This is a genomic window from Microcoleus sp. Pol12B3 (genome assembly GCF_036701355.1).
Lineage (GTDB): Bacteria > Cyanobacteriota > Cyanobacteriia > Cyanobacteriales > Microcoleaceae > Microcoleus.
Genome location: NZ_JAUBQS010000005.1, coordinates 77,972 through 99,620 on the forward strand (window position 1 = coordinate 77,972; position 21,649 = coordinate 99,620).

The following is a 21,649-nucleotide window of genomic DNA, read 5'->3' on the forward strand; positions in this document are numbered from 1 at the left end:
AACTAATCAAAAGTAAGTTGCGGACTAGGCAGATATGGGAGTTTTTTGCTCGACGTTACTTGCGGTTTGATGTTCACCTTGTTCTTGCAGCACCACATCCAAATTATAGTGAGCCTCTGCTAAATCTGGTTTCATAGAGAGGGACTGGCGATAGTAGGCGATAGCTGTTTTTAAATCGCCTAATTGTTTGCATTTGGAGCCTAAATCATTGTTCATTGTCGCGTAATGAGCTTGTTTCTCTAAGGATAGCTTTCCTTGAGCATGAAGCGCATTAGCTAAGTTAACCTCAGCTTCAAGGCAATCAGGCTTTAGTTCTAGTGCTTTTTGATAGTAGGCGATCGCATCTTTCCATTTGCCTTGCTGCTGTAGAGCATAGCCAAGGTTATTGTATGCGGCGATCGCATCAGGCTGTAGAGCTAAGATTTGATGATAGGCTTCTATCGCATCGGATAACCGATCTTGAGTTTGATACAAATTCCCCAAACCAAATAGAGCCTTGATAGAGTTTGGCTGCACCTGAAGCAGGTTTTTCAGTAAATTTTCTGCCGTTTGGTACTCGCCTTTTTGCCTCATCAACACCCCCAGTCCATAGAGTGCCTCTGGGTGGTTTGATTGAGCTTCCAAAATCTGATGGTATCGCTGTTCAGCTTTGGTGAGTCGGTTCGATCGATGATCCCGAACAGCGAGCTGAAGTGCTAAAGGAAGAAGATCCCTAACATCCTCTTGTCTATTCTGGCAATTCTTGTATTTGGCTACGATATGCTGAATGTGGCGATCTTTAGCTCCAAAAGAATACTTATATTCCTCATTGCCCATTAAAAAGTCGTACACTTTAAATCCATTTTGAATCGCGTATCGGATTGCATCAGCATGGAGGATAAGTCCAGGTGGGAGATTTTTAAAGGTGCGATCGCGACCTGTAATCACAAATAGCATGGATTTTTGCTGAAAATCAACAAAGTTGGCGATCGCCCCTAAAGGTCTGTCTCCTTTCCACAGAACCGAAAGATACAGACAGTTATGTTCAAAACAATGACGTAAAATAAGGCGATTATAACCCATGATTGACTCAAAGCTATCCCCTTTTTGCTTTTTCCATCTGGCCTCCCAGAACTTGAGTAATATCTCAATATGAGATTCCAAATTCTCTGCGTTAACGTGGGTAATATAAAACTCGTCAGAGCTTTCAACTTGCCTTAAAAAGCGTCTTATTTTTTGGCGAGTATTGGAACCGAGATAGTTTTCCAGATATATATCCCAGTCATCTGGTAATGAAATATAAGGGGCTATATAAAGATCGGGATCTTCTCCATTCACACTTTGAATGCACAGTTGACTGAGATCAAAACTCTCCCCAGAGAAACTACTCAAGAAGAGGGACATCCGTGTATCTGTTTCTAGAATACTTTTGATATTGAAAGTAGACCATACTAACTGTTGCTGGATGTAAGCAGCAAAAGCAGGAATTGCATCTCCTTCATAACCAGGCAGGCAAATAAGTCCTGTGTAATCTGCCATGCTATTTCCTGCCATGCAGATTTCAGTTTCAAAGCCACCTCCATCCTGGTGGGTTAATAAAGTTTTTAGAGGAAAAAAGGCAACATAGGATGAATCATCGGTATCTGGTTTTGCAGCTAAGATGAACCACGGCTCATGTACCATCTGCAACCATCCAGATAACCAAATCCACGATAAGAAGAACTGAGCCTGAGAATCGGCAGCGTATAAAAAATCCCAATTTTCTCGGATTTTCTTAAATGTTTCAAAATTATCAATTTTGTCAATCTTCATATCATTTTTTCCTCAGCAATTATATTACCCATCCTTGTCGGTTAAAAGTAGCTCCTCCCTAACACTCTTGAGAGAATGTCTGAAAAGAATCTTGTGCAACAGCAAAATCGCAGTATCGATCGTCTTCCTATCAAGTGAGACTATTAACGCCCAAAAAATGAAATTGAAGTGCTGCGAATTGTAGATGAAGCAGTTTGGTTTCCAGTCGTTGCATAGGCAGTGCCTGTTGCCTTGGCTCTACTAAACTCAAGACTACCGAAGTCTTTAACTGTTGTGTTGGCTCCTGTACTTGTATAAGTCTCACTACCAATGGCAGATGCACCTACAACAGCGAGGGCATATCCAGGCCCAGCGCTTGTTGTGGCGTATGTACCAGCGTAAACATTGCCACCACCCACTACAACGCTGCTTTCGTCAATGGGTTCTAAATAACTTAAGTCAGAGATGATTAATACATTTTTCATGGTTGGCTCACCAGAATTTTCCAGCAAATGAAATTAATTTCAGATGAATTCTGAAAGTCATTTCAAAAAGAAAGTTAAAAAAACTCCCTTTCTATAAAATTAATTTCTGGCCATTTTCAAGTAGAGCTATATCGAATTCATCTACTCAGTCAAAAAGGTTTGTTTGCTGAGTAGATGAGAACAAAATAGCCCAACTATTCAACTGCTCAGGATTAGTTAGTAGCAGCGATCGAGACACTATTAGAAGAGTATGGAGTGACAGTAGCGAAGGTTTGGGTCAAAGTATCACTACCATAAGCATCAGCTTCCGCAGTAGCAAGATTACCCTTGACATAGGTCTTAGACACAACATCTTTCTTGATGTTAAAGTATTCAGAGAAATAGATTTTGCTCGAGTCATAGCCCAAGTTGAATCCACCAACAACAGAAGTTTCGGCAGTTTCCAAGTAGTTCAGGTCGGAAATAATCATGGCTTTTGTCCTTTTTATTTGTGAGTTGGTCGCTTGCAGCAACCTGTGGTTTTTCTGTATTTAATATAGCTAGGATAATCGGACCTGTGTTGCCATTTTGGCAGATTAATTGTAACAAGCAATGAAACAACAAAGGTAACTCAGTCATGGATGTACAGCGATGAAAATAGAGAGCATCCTCAGCGAGTATACCCTCTATTTTGGCTGTTATTTTCATTCTCGGACTGAACAACTGCTAAGGATTAGTTAGTAGCAGCGATCGAGACACTATTAGAAGAGTATGGAGTGACAGTAGCGAAGGTTTGGGTTAAAGTATCACTACCATAAGCATCAGCTTCCGCAGTAGCAAGATTACCCTTGACATAGGTCTTAGACACAACATTTTTCTTGATGTTAAAGTATTCAGAGAAATAGATTTTGCTCGAGTCATAGCCCAAGTTGAATCCACCTATAACAGAAGTTTCAGCAGTTTCCAAGTAGTTGAGGTCAGAAATAATCATGGCTTTTGTCCTTTTTATTTGTGAGTTTATTGCTCGAAGCAACCTGTGGTTGTTCTGTAGTTAAGATAGCTGGAATAATCCGACTTATGTTGCCATTTTGGCAGATTAATTTTAAGCGGTACTGAAAACAAAAAAGGTAGGCTACTCAATCAACTTGAGTAGGACGGGTATTGCCGAAACAGAGGAATAACTGTATTAGACTCGATCGCAAATCAGTATAAATCCACAATAGCTCAAATCGGGTTTCTGAGTATAAAGTAATTAATTTTGCTAAGGTTGCCATTTTGGCAGATTTATTGAAAGCGCGGAGTTTTGATACTTAAAAACCCGATCGCCCGCGGTGAGTCAACCAAAAAACAGGTACACCCAACGCCCGCAATCGGGTTGTCGGTCTATCGACTAAATTACTTACCCGCCCAATTAGACAAGCGCGTCTTAAATCCAGCAAAAAATCCTTGACTGGGAATTGGCAAACACTCAACCTTCTGGATCGCGAGATATTGCCCTTCCTTGACTTCAAGTCCAAAACCTCTGGTATCTGAGTGCAACTGGCTAAAAGCCTCAGTTACATAACCCCCTCGAACTCCCGCTCGTTTTTCCCTCACCACCTCCAGATGATCTAAATCAGCAATTTTGCCCAATGCAGACTTAGTTTCCGATTTACTCGACTTGCTGATTTGACTGTTTTCCTTAAGCAAGCGGTTGGAAGTACGGTAAGGGATATAGTCGAGAGGGTTGTAACCCGTGCACCGCAAAAGTAAAAAACAAGCCCAAGAATACTTTCCTGCCAGGATGGCTGAAATTATCTCATCCAATTGTTCTGGTTTGATTCCAACTTGGGAATGATTGGCAGAATTGTGGAATTGGGAATTCATTATTTTATCCTGTTTTGTGTATATAGAGTGACAAAGGACAACAACCACTTAACTAAGTTCTACAAACTCATGCCGCCTTTTTGTAGTTGCTTGAGAGGGTCAAGCAAAACGTCGGCTATGCTGCGCTGGCGGATGACAATTTCTGCAGTAGCTGTCTGGCCAGCTTTGAGTTTCCAGGTTTGATTGTTGGCTTTCACTGAGTCTCGATCGATACTCACTTCCACCCGGTAAAAAACACCCAATCGCTCGTCTGTTTTGGCATCCGGCGAAATAGATAAAACTTTTCCCGGAATCACGCCGTAATTTTGATAAGGAAAAGCATCGAATTTGACTTGCACCGGCATTCCGGTTTTGACAAATCCCGCTTCTCGGTTCGGCAAACTGACTTCCAGCACCAGAGGAGCCTGATTCGGAGTCATTTCTGCAATAGTTTGACCCGGTTGAACTACTTCGCCAGTGTTGTGAATGTTGAGTGCGGAAATCACTCCGCTAACGGGTGCGTAGAGAAATCTTTGTTTGAGCTGATTTTTTGCTTGAGCGAGCAGGGTTTGGGTTTCGGCAATTTTGGATTTGACTTGATTTAATTCCATTTCCAACTGCTGAATTTTTTGCTCTTTTTCTAACTGCGTTTGGCGCGCTGCGGCTTGTTTGCTGGCGGCTTCGGCTTGCAGTCGATCGACTTCTGCCAGTTGTTGGGCTAATTCACCTTGGGCTTTAGAAATGGCGCTTGTTCGATCGCGCAAATTTTGCTCGACTTCAAACAACCTTTCCTTAACCCCAGTTGCATCAGACAGTTGACTCCTGATGGCAGCACTTTGCCTGTCGCGAACGGTTTGCTCGACTTCAAAGGCGCGATCGTCAGCCTGAGTTGTCTCCCCCAACTGGCTTCTAATCACCGCATTTTCACTTTCTCGCAGAGCTTCCTCAGCTTGAAACAATACGTCTTTTGACAGTGCTCCTTCATCTACCAAAGGTTTGAGACGCGCGATCCGCTCTTTGTGAGCAGTTACTTTTGCTTGCAATTGCACCAGCAATTCTTGAGTCTTGCGTTGCAACGGTTTCACCTGCTCGCGCCGCCCTTGCTGCGAGTTAATATCTGTTTTCAGTTGCGAGAGCAAGTCTTGCACATTCTTTTCCAGAGGTTTGAGCTGTTGTTGCCGCGCTTGCTGAGATACTAAATCTGCTTGCAATTGCTCGATTTGAGACTGCGTGGTGGCCGCTGAAGCGCGAGCACGGGCGATCGCAGCTTCAGCCCCCCGCTGGTCTGCAGCAGCAATAGCTTGGCTCGCTTCCGCTTCAAGTCGAGTTCTCTCGATCGAACTAATCTGCTGCACCAATTGAATTCGATCGGCGTCCAGAATTTTCTCAAGACGCTCCACCTCGCTCTGGGCATTCGACGGGTCTAATTCGGCCAATAATTGTCCAGCTTTGATTTTTTGACCTTCTTTGATAGCGAGGTTAATAATTTTTCCCGTCTCCGTCGGATGAATTTTGTAAACAGCACCTTTGGGAACTAATTTGCCCTGAGCATGACCAACTTGGTCAATTTTTCCCAAAGTTGCCCACGCTCCAAAAGCTACGGAAAAAACAATTCCTCCTAATATCAACCGCTGGGGAAAAGATACTGGTGGCTGGTCGAGTACCGAGTGCAAAGAAGTAGACCAATTCTTAGCATCAGGCTGCCGTAATTTGGCAATATTGATACCGTCATTAGTTTGAGAAGAGCGATTTTGAAACTCGACTAATTCTAAAGATCGGTCTTTTTTTCGGGCTTCGTTTTCTTGCCTTGAAGCTACACCCCCATAGACTTCACCTATTTCGTTAGGAGCATGGCCTAATTCTTTCTCATCTTGTGAAAACATTGTATTTCCTCCAAGTTAATCTGTATGACTGTTGGCAGTTAGCAGTTGTTAGGAGTTGTCAGTCAGGAGTCAGAAGTTAGGAGTTAGGAGTCAGGAGTAAGTGAACATTCTCTTTAGCCTTGTGTTCGTTGCTAATGACTAATGACTAATGACTAATGACCCATGACCAATGACTAATAACTAATTACTAATGAACAATGACCAATGACTAATTACTAATGAACAATGACCAATGACTAATGACTTAAATATCGAGTTGTTGCTGAGCGAGGTGATAGTAAAGTCCGCGTTCAGCCATCAATTCGTCGTGGTTGCCTTGTTCGGCTAAAATGCCTTTGTCTAGAACCAAAATTCGATCGGCATTACGCACCGTAGACAACCGATGAGCGATAATAAACGCAGTGCGATCGCGACTAATGCGGGCGAGATTTTGCTGAAACCTGCGTTCAGACTCCGTATCCAGCGAAGAAGTTGCTTCATCCAAAACCAAAATCCGGGGATCTCCCAAAAGAGCGCGGGCGATCGCAATTCGCTGCCGCTGGCCCCCAGACAAACTCGTTCCCCTTTCCCCCACTGGAGTTTGATAACCCAGCGGCATATCTTGAATAAAAGCATGAGCTTCTGCTAGCTTCGCCACTTCTATCGCCTCTTCCAAGCTTGCAGAAGCAGCATCGTTTCCGTTTTTATACAGCGTAATATTTTCCAAAATCGTTCCCGAAAACAAGAAACAATCTTGAGGAACAACACCCAACTGAACTCGCAGCGACTGCAAAGAAATGTGCCGAATATCGTGGCCGTCAATTGTCAGCCGCCCCTTTTCTGGATAATAGAAACCTTGCAGCAGCTTCACCAAAGTGCTCTTACCGGAACCGCTGCGGCCGACAATTGCCACAGTTTCTCCAGCTTGCACCTCAAAGGAAAGATTTTGCAGCGTATTGCGTTCCTCATCCTGAGCATAACGAAAAGAAACATTGTCAAACTTGACGTTTCCCTGAATGCGAGGCAGCACCAGCATTGGCTTGTAAGGGCTTTCTTCGGGTTGGGCAGAGAATACATCATCCAAACGCTCGATCGAAACGACCACTTCTTGAAACTCATCCCACAGTCCCACCACTGAAAGCACAGGAGAAATCACGTTCCCAATCATCATATTAAAAGCCACAAATTGACCGATAGTCAACTCGTCTTGAATCACCAGCATTGCCCCGTACCACAGCAAAGCCGTGCTGCCCAAAGTATTAATCCCACCCCCAATTACCTGCAAAGAATTAGCCAACTTCTGCCCGCGAAATTTAGCATTAATCATGCAGGTTAATTGGTCTTCCCAGCGCCAGCGCATTTCTCGCTCAGCAGCAGTGGCCTTAACCGTCGCCACCCCAGTAATCATTTCCACCAAAGATGAATTTTGCTTGGCACTTTCTGTAAAAATCTCCCGCGACACTTTTCGCAAAAACGGAGTTGCCACTAAAGTCAAAATCACGATCGGCGGAATCAAAGCCAGCACCAACAAAGCCAGACGCCAGTTATAGTAAACCATCAGTCCGATGTAAACTACAGCCATCAAAGCATCCAACCAAGCCGTAATAGCTTGGCGAGTCAAAAATGCCTGAATTTTTTGATTTTCCTGAACCCGCGTCAAGATATCGCCCACCTGACGAGATTCAAAAAACTTGATCGGCAAACTAAGAGTGTGACTGATAAAGCCGCTAATTAAAGTCAGGTCAATGCGGTTCGACAAATAATCCAGCAAATACTGTCTCGTTGCGCCCAACAGCGTTCGCCAAACACTAAACAGCAGCAGTCCGATCGCAAAAACGTGCAGAGTTACTATGCTTTTGCTAACAACCACTTGGTCGAGAATTACTTGGGTAAATAGGGGAGTAACTAGACCAAATATTTGGAGCAACAAGGAGAGTATCAAAATTTTGGCAATCGCAGCGCGGTAGGGCCAGACTATGCCAACAAAATCTTTAATTTTAATGCCTTGATCTTCGGCACTGTGATTGCGGTATAGTTCCGCTGTCGGGTCTAAAATTAGGGCGTAGCCAGTCCAATTGTCGGTAAAATTTTTAACGGTCATCCACCGCTTGCCAGCGGCCGGATCGGCTACTAAAACCTGTTGATTTTTAAAGCGATAAACTGCCACGTAGTGATTGCCTTGCCAGTGAGCAATCCAGGGATTTTGATTTCGCAGCGGAGTTAAAGAAGCTCGGACGGGACGGGTGTGAAATCCCATCCTTTCCGCTGCTTTTGCCAGACTCTTGAGCGACGCGCCACTGCGGCCAATTTCTGCCAATTCGCGCAAGTAATTTAGGCTGAATTTTTTACCCCAATATTCGCTAATCATGGCTAAGCAAGTAGCTCCACAATCTGCTGTGCTCTGTTGTTGAATGAATGGGTATCTGCTGCTCAACCAGAGCCGCTGCTTGGGTTTGGGAAAGCTGATGATTCCGGCTGCGGGTTTTTGCTGAGCAAATGCGGTTAATTTTGATGGCTCGGTTTGTGAGGTAGATCGGGCATCTTGGGGCGGCGTTACTAAGCTTAAAATTTGAGGTTTGCGGATGATTTTAGGGCGGGAATTGCTTTCGGAACTAATTGTGGCCTTAGCGATTTCCCACTGTTCGCTGCTCAGCTGGTAAAGTAGCAGATCTGTTACCGCTATCCAGTCGCTCTTTACATCTGAATGCTCCCAGTTACTGCCGATAATTGGCGGTGCTTGACCTTGAATTTGACCGCTGCGGAGCCAAAAAAGATTGTTGGAGTTTTGGCAATGCTCAGCGAGGGAAACTCCGGCAGGAATTCGGCTTTCTTCTATGTAAGGAAGTAAATGCGGCCACAGAAGCTGTTGTTGGTGGGGAGGGAGCGATCGCAAATCTGTTTGTGTCTTGAAAAATATTAACCGCTGTCGCTCTTGAAATTCTTGCTGCAAATGCTGTTGCAGTTGCGGGCATTCTTCTAAAATAAGCTGCATTGTGGTGGCCGCAATTCGAGCAATTTGGCAAGTGTCGGCTGCAATTACCCTGTAAGGCAATCCGCTGTCTATAAATCGGTCATCTGTCCCAAATATTGCTCCGACTTCCAGTACAATCGCCGAAATCTCCTGCTGGTGAGACGCTTCTACCGCTAGCAGCCTGACTCTTCCCTCGCAAACTAAATAAAAATGGCGATCGCTCTGTTCCTGTTCAACTAAATTGTTGCTATTATGGGGTATTTGATATTGAGTAATTTCATCTCCGAGCTGAAACTCGCAAATTTCACAGACTGTATTTAATTTCGCCACTAATGTCGGTCCTGCACCGACTTCCTCGAAAATTTTCTGAATAGCCGGGAAATTTTTCAAGGCTTCTGGGGTTTGAAAAATGTGATTTTTAACCCCTAAAATTTTTTTCATAACTTACCCTGTCAAAAAGTTGTTTCAAATTTTTTGAATTACAACTAACCCGGTTATGAGCAATTTTTATTGGTTTAGTCGCAATTGAGTTGGCTTAAAAACTGTTTGTCGATATGTCCGACTAACACCTCTTGGTTACGGCATCCCTTCAACGCCTTTAGGATATATAAAATTGCGTTTTTTCAGGATTGTGTGGTGATTACGTAAGTGTGGTTTTGGCTGGCTCCCAGTTTAACTTATAGAATCGTGATTTGGGCTACCTTTGATGGCAATCTTTACCTAATCTTTATAAATTTACCGTAATTATACGGAGATATGTGAAGATTGTGTGAAGCTGGGAGGCAAATGTTGTGTCCGCTATACGTGTATCTACACAGAAGTTGACATTCAGGATTCAAAACCCATCAATTTTTGACGATCGTTTGTGAAGTCCAGATTCCAAACATTGTAAAGAAATATTGATTGCTATTAGTTTGTAGCAGCAATTCAAGCAATTAATGGTTCTTCCTTACTTAGTATGCTAAAATCTTATGAAGACAGCGATCGTTGAAGTTAAACATAAAAAAATTAATGACAAAAATCCTGTATCCATCTAATGTAATTTTAGGGGATAGCTTAGAGAGAGAAGCAACAATTATTTGAGAATTTACCCTCAAAAATACAACAGAATTTTGCCCAGTATGTAGCCAAACAAGCCGCCGTATTTATCAAAAAAAAACGCATTTACTTAGAAATTTACCAACGACTAATAGAAGATATTTCTATTAGTAAGATTGTGCAATAAAAAAAGATAAAAGACATTTTTTTACACAGAAACATGAGGGACCTCCTGAATTATCTTGAAAATAATCATAAAAAAACACAGCGATTAATTGCTTTGGTCTATGAACAGTTACAACAATTTATCCAAAATGCCGAACCATTACATCATGAAAAACAAGCTTTACTAGAATCCCAAAAAGTGACAATTATTGCTGGTGGAGTCGGTCAAAAACCCAAACTATCTATTCCCGAACAAATAATTTTAACTTTGTTCTATCTTAGGACTAGGACAACACTTCAACTTCGGGGCATCCCATTTGGAGTTAGTGAGTCCACAGCTAATGATACATTTAACTATTGGTTTGGACGCCTGCTTTGATTGCTACCATCTAGCTGGCTGGAAGAAGTAAAAAAACGCTGCTGATCGTGCAATAGTTAAGGAAATATTCACAGAATATTAATTAATAGTAGATACCTAGGAACAAGTCAGAGAAATACCTGGAACTCGTGCTGAACAAGAAAAATACTTTTCAGGCAAGAAGACTAACCATAAGCTGTCGTGCATTTAAATTGTAGATTTGAGGCGCGCTGGACGCCCAACCCTACTCTCCACCAGAGTTTTATTGTTTTTTAATAGACAATTTAAAGGCCGCAACAGCTTACTTTTAAAAATTAAATAATTTTCATGCCAGATGGTAGAGAGATAGTTGGTGTTGTGGCAGGGGAGTCTTAACCTAAAAGGGATATAACCTTATTCTGGGAATATCGCGAACGAGTTTGACCCTCAACAAAGATTTAAGAGATATCAAGCTTACGTTGGATAAAATTCAATAACAACTCCCATTAAAAAAATCACAAAATTAGAATTCACAACTGGACATAAAAACAAAACAAAGCGTTTGCTTGTAGCAAAAATTTTGTCTAACATCGAAATTATAACTGTCAAGAAACTTCGATATTTACAATCAATATTTAGATAAAATTGCTAAAAATATGAGCCAGTAATTTTAAGTATTTGTGGAAGAGTCAGGTTGCGAATTGCAACGCTACTACTGCCCTTAGAAAAAGCGTTGAAAGCGTCAGATACAAATTAACACAGCTCACTCAATATGTTGGTACAATTATCAACCATACACATCTCATAGTCGGGTTTGATCTTACACGCTAGCTAATTTAGGATGATTGCATTTACGTGCTACAACTTAACTATACATAAGCTTTGATTGTTTTCGGAGATGTGTTCTACAGAGGGACAGTGGTTTTTGAATTAGGGATAACCCTTCCTTTTCTGACCTTTTTTACAGCGTCTATAAAAGGTAGATATAGAAGCCCAAGCGCGTTCCGCACTGGGTTTACGGGCGGCTGACTTGAGCTTTTTCGCAAAAGCGAACTATGCAGGCAATATCTTTACAGAGTGCGTACAACATAGTCTTACTAATATCTGCGTTGTCCATCCAAACTCTGACAGCTTTTTTTCTAATGAACTGGCCTGTTCGGATGGCTTCATCAAGTGCACAGTATTGCTCTCTCGTTCTGTTTTTTAGCTTTGCTTTTCTTACTATTATGGTATGATTATATCAAACTTCAGCACTTTTTATCCAGGAAAGTCCTAGATAAAAGCCGCACATAAGTGCGGGGCTTTAAACCCCATTTTTCGGTAAAAATTATCTAAAACCCTATGGGAGCAAGGAGCAGTAACCCCCTCGAAGCAGCCGGCTCGACTCGTGAGCCGATCAAAATAGGCGTGTTGCATTCGCTGACGGGCACGATGTCCATCAGCGAAATTTCTGTTAAAGATGCGACGGTGTTGGCTGTTGAGGAAATTAATGCGGCGGGAGGGGTACTCGGACACCCCTTGGAAGCGGTTATAGAAGATGGAGCCAGCGATTTGCAAACTTTTGCTCAAAAAGCTAAGCAATTGCTCTTTGAAGCTCAGGTAGCGGTGGTATTTGGCTGTTGGACTTCGGCGAGCCGCAAAGCTGTACAGCCGGTTTTCGATCAGGGCAAAGGGTTGCTGTTCTATCCGGTGCAGTATGAAGGGCTAGAACAGTGTCCGAATATTTTCTACATTGGTGCTGCCCCAAACCAACAGATTGTGCCTGGGGTGAATTACTTGCTGGCACAGGGGAAGCGGAAAATTTTCCTGTTGGGTTCGGATTATATCTTTCCCCGCACGGCAAATCGGATTGTGAAAGCTCAACTGGCTGCACAGGGGGGAGAGTTAGCGGGGGAAGTGTATCTGCCGCTGGGATCGAGGGAAGTGGGCGAGGCGATCGCACATATCTTAGCAGTGAAACCAGATGCTATTCTCAACACTCTCAACGGGGACAGCAATGTGGCTTTTTTCCAAAAGTTGCGGGAATCTGGCGTGAAACCCGATGATTTGCCAGTGATGTCGGTCAGCGTAGCAGAAGAAGAAGTGCGGGCTATCGGGCCGTCCAATATTGCCGGACATTTGGTGGTGTGGAACTATTTTCAAACGGTGGATACACCGGAAAATCGTAAATTTGTCAAGGCTTATAAAGCCCGATACGGGGAAAATCGAGTCACCGATGACCCCATCGAAGCGGCTTATTTGGGCGTTTACCTGTGGAAGCAAGCAGTAGAAAAAGCTGGTTCGACAGATGTGGTTAAAGTCAGGGCTGCTGCTAAAAATATTGAGTTTGCAGCGCCATCGGGCAAGGTAAAAATAGATGGCCAAACGCAGCATATCTGGAAAACAGTGCGGATTGGTAAAGTGAGGTTGGACGGTCAAATTGAGGAAATTTGGAATTCCGGCGCACCGGTTCGGCCAGATCCTTTTCTCAAAGGCTATCCTTGGGCGGCGGCACTGGCTACGAGGGGAATTGCTCTGGGAACTCGGGCGTCTTTGAGCGGGCTGTTTGTGATCTTGGTGCTGATAACTTGGATGGCCGTGGGAGTTGGGTGGATGGGTTCTTTGGAGATGAAGAACTATTTGCTGACAATGGACGCTGCATCAGCTCCGGCGGGGGTTCCTGAAGCGGCAATGGCGGTGCTGGTGCAGCAAACTCTCTTTGTGGCGAGCCGCACTCAGCACTGGCTGCTGGCAGCTTTGGGTTTGAGTTTGATCGCGGGGATAGTGGCTTTTGTGTCGGTGTCGGCAATTATTCGGAATCTCGGCTTGCTGCGGGAAACTGCCGAACAGATGGCGAGCGGTGATTTGACGGCTCGATCGCCTGTGGTTTCTAATGATGCGATCGGGGTGCTATCTTCTACTCTCAATACGATGGCTCAGCAAATTAGCAGTTTGCTCAACGGTTTGGAAGTGCGGCAGCGGCAGCTAGAGGAACGATCGCGCGAATTGGAAGTTGCTAAGAACGCTGCCGAAGCTGCTAACCGGGCGAAAAGCACTTTTTTGGCAAATATGACTCACGAGTTGCGGACGCCCTTGAATGCGATTATTGGGTACAGCGAGCTGCTGCAAGAAGAGGCTCTGGAACTCGGCGAAGAAGAGTTTGTGATGGATTTGGCAAGCATTAATATGGCAGGCAAGCAGTTGCTCACCATTATTAGCGACATCCTGGATATTTCTAAAATTGAAGCAGGAAAGGTGACTCTTTTTTTGGAGACTTTTGAGGTGTGGAATTTGATCGAGGAGGTTGTCACTACTGTTCAACCCCAGCTAGGGAAAAATGGCAATACTTTGATGGTCAATTGCGATCGCAATATTGGCACTATATACTCCGATTTGTCAAAGCTGCGGCAAGCGCTGTTGAATTTGGTGACCAATGCTGCTAAGTTTACCGATCGAGGCAAAATTACGATTAATGTTTGGAAAGAAGAAGGGGAGGTTTTGCCGATCGACAATTCCGAAGAACTCTCGGCAGCTTTTTCTCGGTGTCAACAGCCTGCGATCGTCTTTCAAGTAACCGATACCGGCATCGGCATGACTGAGGATCAGGTGTCGAGGCTGTTCGCAGCTTTCGCTCAAGCCGACGATTCTACTACCCGCAAATACGGCGGCACCGGTTTGGGGCTGACAATTAGCCGGAAGTTTTGCCAGATGATGGGCGGGGACATTACGGTTGATAGCGAGTTTGGGTGCGGTTCTAGTTTTACGATCCGGTTGCCGGTTGTGGTTACAAGCCCGAAAGAAGCGCCGGACGATCGAGAAACCGCAGAAATGCAGCCGAAGTCTTCCGACGACGATTTAGAAACGAGTGCAGAATCGACTGAAGCGAAGCAAAAAGCAGTGCGATCGCAAGCGCTGGAGCTGCCCAATGCTGCTACTGTCCTAGTAATTGACGACGATCCGGACGCGCGGGATTTGATGACCCGCTGCTTGTCGAAACAGGGATTTCGGGTGCGATCGTCGGCTAGCGGTCAAGGGGGGCTTCTGTTGGCTAAGGAGTTGCTGCCCGACGCGATTATTCTGGACGTGATGATGCCGAGTATGGACGGCTGGGCGGTGCTGTCGGCGTTGAAAGCCGATCGAGATTTGGTTGATATTCCAGTGATTATGATAACTTTTTTGGACGACCAAAATCAGGGGTTGGAATTGGGAGCGGCGGAGTATGTGAGGAAGCCTGTGGATTACAAGCGCTTTGCTGCTTTATTGAGCAAATATCAGGGTATCTAGAAGTAGTTATTAGTCATATCAATTCTGGTTGCACGAGGAAGATATTGTTGACTGTTAACTGTTGGGTGTTGAGTAAAATTATGCTTTCGGAACAACTGGCTGTTTAGACATTTAAACAATACCGATGCAACCGGAAACGATATCAGCAGTCCTTAGCCCTGGAACTCTGAAAAGTGAAATACTAACTGTTATAATGTTGTGAATTCTTAACAGTTATAGCAACCGCGAAAACGCTGAGGACGTTATTAATTGTTGAAATTATTGCTTGGATAGTTTTCTGCCGAAGGTCTTCTGCTATAACTGTTACCACTTACCAAAAATATTTTAATATTTAATCGAGCGGCGTTGCTGAATCACGGTATGAAAATAGATAAGTTGGAAATTCCGAAGATGTTCTGACGCGCTGGTTTCTTTTTTTGCAGATTGAGTTGTTCATACCGTAAATCAGCAACGCCAGAGTGGCGTTGGTTGGGGCATTGTTCCAGTGAACGTAGGTTACGAGGGTTGATCGCCTGCATCACTCGCCACAGTTGCATCGGGTGCTACCGATTCTAGCTCTGGTGGCAGATGATTGGTGATGAAGGAACTCCAATGAGCTATCCCACCTGAATCAAATTCCATCTGCAAAATTGACGCATTCGGTACTGGAAAGCCTCGCGAAAATCCCAAAAGCCGATTCATCGCAACGGCATCAATTAACTTTGGGTTAGCCAAAATCTGCCACAGCATTGCTTTGATAAAAAATCCATGTGAAAAGACAACTACAAAACCGGATTGTTGTTGCAACTGGTTTATGAAAGTTCGGACTCGTTCCATCAGTTGAACCAAGGATTCGGCGTTGGTTCCATCGACATATTCAGGGTCGCAGCGATCCCAGTAAGCTTTGCTCAGAGGTTTGCGCTCCAGGATTGTGGTTGGTCGATCGAACTGTAGACCCAGATAGGTAAATTCCTGAACTTGCCAAACCTCAACGGGTGTATGTGGAAATTGTTCAATTAATGGTTGAGCAGTGAGTTGTGTTCTCAGATAAGGTGAAGTCACAATCAAGTCTGGAGTTTGTTTAACGGCGGTTGGAATACATCTTGATTGTCGATCGCCCAATTCACTTAAGGCATTTTCATGGGGCCCAATAGTTGCCAACCCTGCATTGGATTGACTTTGACCATGACGAATAATCCAAATAGACACAGTTTGATATTCCTTCTCATTTACGGTAAAAATCACTTCTAGGGTGTTGCTGAATCACGGGATGAAAATAGATAACTGGGAAATTCCGAAAATGTTCTGAAGCGCTTGTTTCATTTTTTGCAGATTTAGTTCTACCATAAATCAGCAACGCCGATTGTTAAAATTGGCATGGTCAAATAAATCACTTGAGACGATTCAATGGCTCTATCGCCTTCGTCAATAACTTATCTAAAAAAGTTTAATTAGTCATTAGTTAACAGCGAAAAACTAATAACTAATGACCAATGACTAATTAATCTAAGAAGCCCATTAATGTTGAGCTGTCGTCAATTTCGTTTGAGGCAATAGGGCGGTTTCCTCCCATTGTGGAGTAAACTTCATCAATGTGCAGAGTGCTGATGCCAATAGGGCGGGCACCGGACATACTGAACATTTCGCTGACTTGCATGGCGCTGGAGCCGATCGGGCGATTGCCGAGTGTAGCAACCACTTCAAAGTCGCTGGATTCGACTGGGCGATTGCCTACAATGCCGTAGGTTTCGCTGATGTGCAGGGTGCTAGTGCCGATCGGGCGATCCCCCGATATCGAGACGATCTCGCTGATAGTAAAATCGTCTGGCCCCACGGGGCGGTTGTCATGCAGGTGTGGCGGCTGATAAAGTTGAATTCCTGTTGCTTTGGCATCCGTGGGTTCTGTCGGTTGGCTTTTGGAACCTCCTTTGCCGCGGCGGGCGATCGCTTTGCCTTTGCCTGTACCTGTGCTCCTCGTATCCATAATTCTTTTCCTCGTTTATTGCTGTTGATTGCTGGGTTCGGACAACTGCTTTTGTGGGCTTTCTGCTTTCTATTTCGGCCGATGATTAAAATAATATTACAAAGTCTAACTATTTTTTTAACGAAATTGCAGAATCTCTGCATTTTTGTTAAGATTTATGGGTAATAGCTACATTTTCCTATGGTAACTGCGGCAGCATCTTTTCAATTGCAAGCGCCCTTCCAGCCCACAGGCGACCAACCGCTAGCGATCGAGCAACTTGTCAAAGGCATCGAAGCCGGGGATCGATTTCAAACCTTACTCGGTGCTACAGGTACGGGCAAAACCTTCTCCATTGCCTCGGTGATTGAAAAAGTCGGCAGACCCACCTTAGTCCTAGCACACAACAAAACCCTGGCAGCTCAACTGTGCAACGAACTGCGAAATTTTTTCCCGAACAATGCAGTCGAATACTTTGTCAGTTATTACGACTACTACCAACCTGAAGCATACATCGCCGTCACCGATACTTTCATTGAGAAAACGGCAGCAATTAACGACGAGATCGATATGTTGCGGCACTCCGCCACGCGATCGCTCTTTGAACGCCGCGACGTAATTGTAGTTGCTTCAATTAGCTGCATTTACGGTTTGGGAATGCCCGCAGAATACCTGAAAGCGGCTATTCCTTTGCGAGTAGGAATGGAAGTCAATCAGCGGCAAGTTTTGCGCGATTTAGTTAACGTCCAATACAGCCGCAACGATATAGATTTAGGCAGAGGCCAATTTCGCGTCAAAGGCGATGTTTTGGAAATTGGCCCCGCTTACGAAGATAGAATTATTCGCGTTGAATTCTTCGGCGACGAAATTGATGCAATTCGCTACGTTGACCCGGTAACAGGTAAAATCCTGCAGAGTTCAACGGCTTTAAATATCTATCCAGCGCGCCACTTTGTCACGGCAGAAGATAAATTAGAGGCAGCTTGCCAAGGAATAGAACTCGAATTAGAAGACCGACTGGCAGAATTTGAGAAACAGGGTAAACTATTAGAAGCTCAGCGGTTGGAACAGCGTACGCGCTACGATTTAGAAATGCTGCGCGAGGTAGGTTACTGCAACGGAGTCGAGAATTATTCGCGGCATTTAGCAGGGAGAAATGCCGGGGAACCGCCAGAATGTTTGATTGATTATTTCCCGAAAGATTGGATGTTGGTAATAGATGAATCTCACGTCACAGTGCCGCAAATTCGGGGGATGTACAACGGCGACCAAGCGCGCAAAAAAGTATTGATAGAACACGGTTTCCGTTTGCCCAGCGCAGCAGATAACCGTCCTTTAAAAGCAGAGGAATTCTGGGCAAAAGAGAATCAGTGTATATTTGTTTCTGCTACGCCTGGGGATTGGGAAATGCAAATATCTGAAGGCAGAGTGGCAGAGCAAGTAATTCGCCCTACCGGAGTAGTAGATCCGACAATTTTCGTGCGCCCGACGGAAGGACAAATTGATGATTTGTTGGGGGAAATCAAGGAGAGAGTAAGTCGGGACGAGCGAGTTTTGGTGACGACTTTAACGAAGCGGATGGCGGAAGATTTAACCGAATATTTGCAGGAAAGGGGAATTAGAGTGCGGTATTTGCACTCGGAAATCCAGTCGATTCAACGCATTGAAATTATCCAAGATTTGCAGGATGGTAAGTTTGATGTATTGATTGGTGTTAACTTGCTGCGGGAAGGTTTGGATTTGCCGGAAGTTTCGCTGGTGGTAATTTTGGATGCGGATAAAGAGGGGTTTTTGCGCTCGGGACGTTCGTTGATTCAAACGATTGGAAGGGCGGCGCGGCACGTTCAGGGACAGGCTATTTTGTACGCGGATAATTTGACGGATAGTATGGTTAAGGCGATCGACGAAACGGATCGGCGCCGGGGGATTCAGCTAGCGTACAATAAGATGCACGGGATTACGCCGCAGCCGATCGCGAAAAAGCGATCGAGTAATGCGATTTTGGCATTTTTGGATGTGTCCCGCAAGCTGAATTCTCAGCAGTTGGAGGAGGTTTACGAACAGGTGAACGAGTTATCTTTGGATGAGATTCCTCAGTTAATCGGGCGGTTGGAAGCGCAGATGAAGGCGGCGGCTAAGAAGTTGGAGTTTGAGGAGGCGGGTAAATTGCGCGATCGGATCAAGCATTTGCGGGATAAGCTATTGGGACATTAAGCTTTTTGGCAGGGAATTGAGGGGGATTTTTAACCGCAGATGCACGCAGATAAACGCTGATGAAGGGAGAATTTAAAAGCAAAACATGGCTTTTAGTCCATTGGCGATCGGTTGATACTCTTCTGCGGTTAAATCTCCTCGGTAGCCCAAAACACGCTTTATGTCTACAGCGCGTATTTGATCCAGCAACACTGTAGAGTCATACCGTATGTTTCCCATTCCAGCCTGAAGCTGCGGATATAGCGTTGAGTTTCGTGTCGCCCAATCTCCTTGTTGTGTTGTCAAGGGAACGACTATTACCAGCGAAAACCGCGTTATTCCTGTGACATTTGGCAAAGCTACAATTACCGCAGGTCGAGTGTTTTCCTGTTCGCGACCGGGGGGAATTTGAGCCGGGAAGTTAACTAGCACTACAGCCCTCACCTGCAAAAAATTAGGTAGCTGACTCACAAATTTTTTCTACCTTTTGATTAGCCATGTCGATCGCGTTTGTTTCTTTAATCCGCCACGCAGCATAGGCTAGAACTTCTTTAAAGTCTTCTTCTTCAAGTTCTGGATAAGTTTGGCGTATTTCTGCTGTCGAATAGTGAGACGCCATCATTGAGATGAGAGTTTCAACAGTTATGGGTAAGTGGCGAATGCAAGGTTTTCCCGCCATGAATTCTGAATCGGAGGTAATTCTAGTAAATGGCTGGATATCTTCTTGGCTATTCGTTGCCTTTTCATTGTCCAGAATTACCATTCCAACTCCCGGAATAAAACGCACAGGCTTGGTGCCTTCGAGGGGGTCTACATCTCCCCAATCATAGGGGGGAATTTCATTATCGATGAGGTAAAGTTGACGCCAAGGCGATTTTGCCAATGCTTCCTCGGAAATGTCAGGAAAAAATATTAGCACTTCTGCGATGCCAACGGGAAAACCATTGAGTTTGCTCAAGCCATCTATAATGGCGGCTAAGACGGATAAGTCTAGATGGCTGAGGTTTTCGGCTTTTTCGATCAGTTGGTATACGGTTTCAGGTTTGAGTGTTTCGCCGACAGCTTCGACTAAGTTTTCGGGGGTGAAACCTCGACATTTCAAGTATTCGGCTAGTTGTAAGCGAATTGTACTCATGGGTTTAGTTGAGAAAGATTTTAGGGTGAAGTGCGATCGCCCTTTACCATTGTCCTATTTTTTGGATGGGAAGGGCGATCGCCCTTTCTATGAGATTCCTAGTCTATCTGCTGCATATTCGCGATCGTGACAATCTGCATTTGATGAACCATCGTTATCCCAGGCATTAGGCTGCCAATCACGTTCGCGCCTCAAGTCATCTATTTCTTGTTGCTGTTCAAGGACTTTTTCCTCAAAGGATTGGATAGTTTTATCCTTAGCTTTGATAGTTTCATCCTTTGCTTCGTTTTCCTCAAGCAGACTGCGGTTCCACTCCGCCAAAGCGCGGTTCGACTTCGCCAAAGCGCGGTGTGACTTCGCCAAAACAGAGAGGGTTTTCTTAGTCCGCTGAAGGTTGGTGTACAACGACTCGCATTGTGGAGTATAATTATGGGACATATATTTCAAAAGTTACGTTGACTTGTGGTGGTCTGAAGTTGAGATGTCAAACCACCGTGAGTTCGCTAGCTAAAGCAAGGCCTCTGTCTGAATCGTTACTTCAGCCGGGCCTTTTCCGTATCAGATATGATTTGCTATTGCAAAAACTACAAGACATTAAAGCGTTGTCTTTCTTACACTTGGCAAGGTGAGGAAGTTTTGTTTGAGCTTGTATTTTAAGAATTTAACATTAGAGCGGTCCATTGTCAAGATAAATAAGACCGTTTGTTTTCTTTATTACGCAGATTTAAACATCCGATTGCCGACATCCGATGTCGCTTTAATCTAATACGCTTGAATAGTGCAGTCTACCGCGTTATGGGTAAAGTGGATGCCAACTCAACCTCAATTTGCCAACATCCGATGCCGCTTTAATCTAATAGGCTTGAATAGCCCCATATATACGGCTATGGGTAAAGTGGATGCCAACTCAACCTAAATATCTATTAAGAATTGAGCGCCGATTGAATCGATCGCGGGCAGACATGGTAATGGGTTTCAGAAATATATAAAAAAGGTCGATCGCCCTTCACACCACCCAAACAAACTACTTACTCAATATCGCAGCATCCGTACTGCTAGCAAAAGCCGGACGAATAAACTCCTCCTTCTCTTCCAACGTGATGTAACCCTTATCTACAGCTAGCTGCATCACTTCCTCAAGAAAACCTCTGAGTACATCTAATACTTGAGTGCGATCGAACTCAAACTGCTTTTCCCAGCACGAAGTCCCAAACTTGATCCAAGTGCAGTTAATCTTATTGTCGATCGGTACCAACATAATAGTGAACCAACTCTCACCAAAGTCTATTTCTATTGGTTTACCTTGCGATAGCTTCGCAATTTCCTTGGGAAAGTAATTGTCAATCATCATACAGATATCTGGATCTAAAAATACCTCTTTTTGAGCCTCACCTATTTCTATGAAAACTTTATGGTTGTATTCAAAACAGAAACATCGCCATCCCATTTCAAAATGAGAAAGCTCTCCCAATGGATCTTCAGGAGGATCTGCGTAGTTTTCTAAGAAACGCTCGGATAATTTAAAATTAAATTTTTGACTGCTATTCATCGCTGTTCATCCTAAACAATATAAAAACTTAATAAGTTGGGTTTCGTTTCGTGACCTCAACCCAACCTACTAATACCAAATTCGCGGTAAATTTTGCCTCTATTTCTTAGTCCGC

16 protein-coding genes are annotated in these 21,649 nt (G+C 44.2%); 3 read left to right on the forward strand and 13 right to left on the reverse strand.

What is annotated here, in order from left to right; translation table 11 throughout:
* Positions 1–24: 24 nt before the first annotated feature.
* From QUA53_RS03930 to QUA53_RS03960, 7 genes are all read right to left on the reverse strand, one after another.
* A complete protein-coding gene (locus tag QUA53_RS03930; protein ID WP_333095324.1) occupies positions 25–1,791 on the reverse strand; it encodes a GNAT family N-acetyltransferase in 1,767 nt (588 codons plus the stop codon).
* A 143-nt stretch (positions 1,792–1,934) separates the two neighbouring features.
* On the reverse strand, positions 1,935–2,255 hold the full coding sequence (locus tag QUA53_RS03935; protein WP_333095322.1) for a TonB-dependent receptor: 321 nt from the start codon (positions 2,253–2,255) through the stop codon (positions 1,935–1,937).
* A 212-nt stretch (positions 2,256–2,467) separates the two neighbouring features.
* Entirely contained in the window at positions 2,468–2,725 is a 258-nt protein-coding gene (locus tag QUA53_RS03940) for a hypothetical protein (RefSeq protein WP_333095320.1), read from the reverse strand.
* Between the two features lie 242 nt (positions 2,726–2,967).
* On the reverse strand, positions 2,968–3,102 hold the full coding sequence (locus QUA53_RS03945) for a hypothetical protein (RefSeq protein ID WP_333219660.1): 135 nt from the start codon (positions 3,100–3,102) through the stop codon (positions 2,968–2,970).
* Between the two features lie 527 nt (positions 3,103–3,629).
* Positions 3,630–4,100, reverse strand: coding sequence for a HetP family heterocyst commitment protein (locus QUA53_RS03950; RefSeq protein ID WP_333095317.1), 471 nt, complete (start codon positions 4,098–4,100; stop codon positions 3,630–3,632).
* Between the two features lie 59 nt (positions 4,101–4,159).
* On the reverse strand, positions 4,160–5,962 hold the full coding sequence (locus QUA53_RS03955; protein WP_333095316.1) for an HlyD family efflux transporter periplasmic adaptor subunit: 1,803 nt from the start codon (positions 5,960–5,962) through the stop codon (positions 4,160–4,162).
* A gap of 244 nt (positions 5,963–6,206) precedes the next feature.
* Positions 6,207–9,353 (reverse strand): peptidase domain-containing ABC transporter, encoded by a 3,147-nt coding sequence (locus QUA53_RS03960; RefSeq protein WP_333095315.1) that lies wholly within the window; start codon positions 9,351–9,353, stop codon positions 6,207–6,209.
* 817 nt (positions 9,354–10,170) lie between these two features.
* Here QUA53_RS03960 and QUA53_RS03965 point away from each other — a divergent pair.
* Together QUA53_RS03965 and urtA are read left to right on the forward strand one after the other, a co-directional pair.
* Entirely contained in the window at positions 10,171–10,494 is a 324-nt protein-coding gene (locus QUA53_RS03965; protein ID WP_333095313.1) for a transposase family protein, read from the forward strand.
* 1,299 nt (positions 10,495–11,793) lie between these two features.
* Positions 11,794–14,715, forward strand: coding sequence for an urea ABC transporter substrate-binding protein (gene urtA / locus QUA53_RS03970; protein ID WP_333095311.1), 2,922 nt, complete (start codon positions 11,794–11,796; stop codon positions 14,713–14,715).
* A 495-nt stretch (positions 14,716–15,210) separates the two neighbouring features.
* Here the strand turns inward: urtA and QUA53_RS03975 are convergent, their stop codons facing one another.
* Positions 15,211–15,903: a histidine phosphatase family protein gene (locus tag QUA53_RS03975; protein WP_333095310.1), complete on the reverse strand. Its 693-nt coding sequence runs from the start codon at positions 15,901–15,903 to the stop codon at positions 15,211–15,213.
* 292 nt (positions 15,904–16,195) lie between these two features.
* Positions 16,196–16,678, reverse strand: a complete 483-nt coding sequence (locus QUA53_RS03980; RefSeq protein ID WP_333095307.1) for a hypothetical protein — start codon at positions 16,676–16,678, stop codon at positions 16,196–16,198.
* A 180-nt stretch (positions 16,679–16,858) separates the two neighbouring features.
* Here QUA53_RS03980 and uvrB point away from each other — a divergent pair, with 180 nt between their 5' ends.
* Positions 16,859–18,871, forward strand: coding sequence for an excinuclease ABC subunit UvrB (gene uvrB / locus QUA53_RS03985; RefSeq protein WP_333095305.1), 2,013 nt, complete (start codon positions 16,859–16,861; stop codon positions 18,869–18,871).
* A 72-nt stretch (positions 18,872–18,943) separates the two neighbouring features.
* On the opposite strand, the gene QUA53_RS03990 is transcribed toward uvrB, so the two are convergent.
* The 4 genes from QUA53_RS03990 to QUA53_RS04005 all read right to left on the reverse strand — a co-directional run bounded on the left by QUA53_RS03990 (position 18,944) and on the right by QUA53_RS04005 (position 21,534).
* Positions 18,944–19,321, reverse strand: a complete 378-nt coding sequence (locus QUA53_RS03990) for a type II toxin-antitoxin system PemK/MazF family toxin (RefSeq protein WP_333095303.1) — start codon at positions 19,319–19,321, stop codon at positions 18,944–18,946.
* On the reverse strand, positions 19,305–19,985 hold the full coding sequence (locus QUA53_RS03995; protein WP_333095302.1) for a DUF433 domain-containing protein: 681 nt from the start codon (positions 19,983–19,985) through the stop codon (positions 19,305–19,307). Before QUA53_RS03995 ends, QUA53_RS03990 begins: the two co-directional genes overlap by 17 nt.
* A gap of 87 nt (positions 19,986–20,072) precedes the next feature.
* Positions 20,073–20,423: a hypothetical protein gene (locus QUA53_RS04000; RefSeq protein WP_333095301.1), complete on the reverse strand. Its 351-nt coding sequence runs from the start codon at positions 20,421–20,423 to the stop codon at positions 20,073–20,075.
* Between the two features lie 586 nt (positions 20,424–21,009).
* Entirely contained in the window at positions 21,010–21,534 is a 525-nt protein-coding gene (locus QUA53_RS04005; RefSeq protein ID WP_333095300.1) for a hypothetical protein, read from the reverse strand.
* Positions 21,535–21,649: the final 115 nt, after the last annotated feature.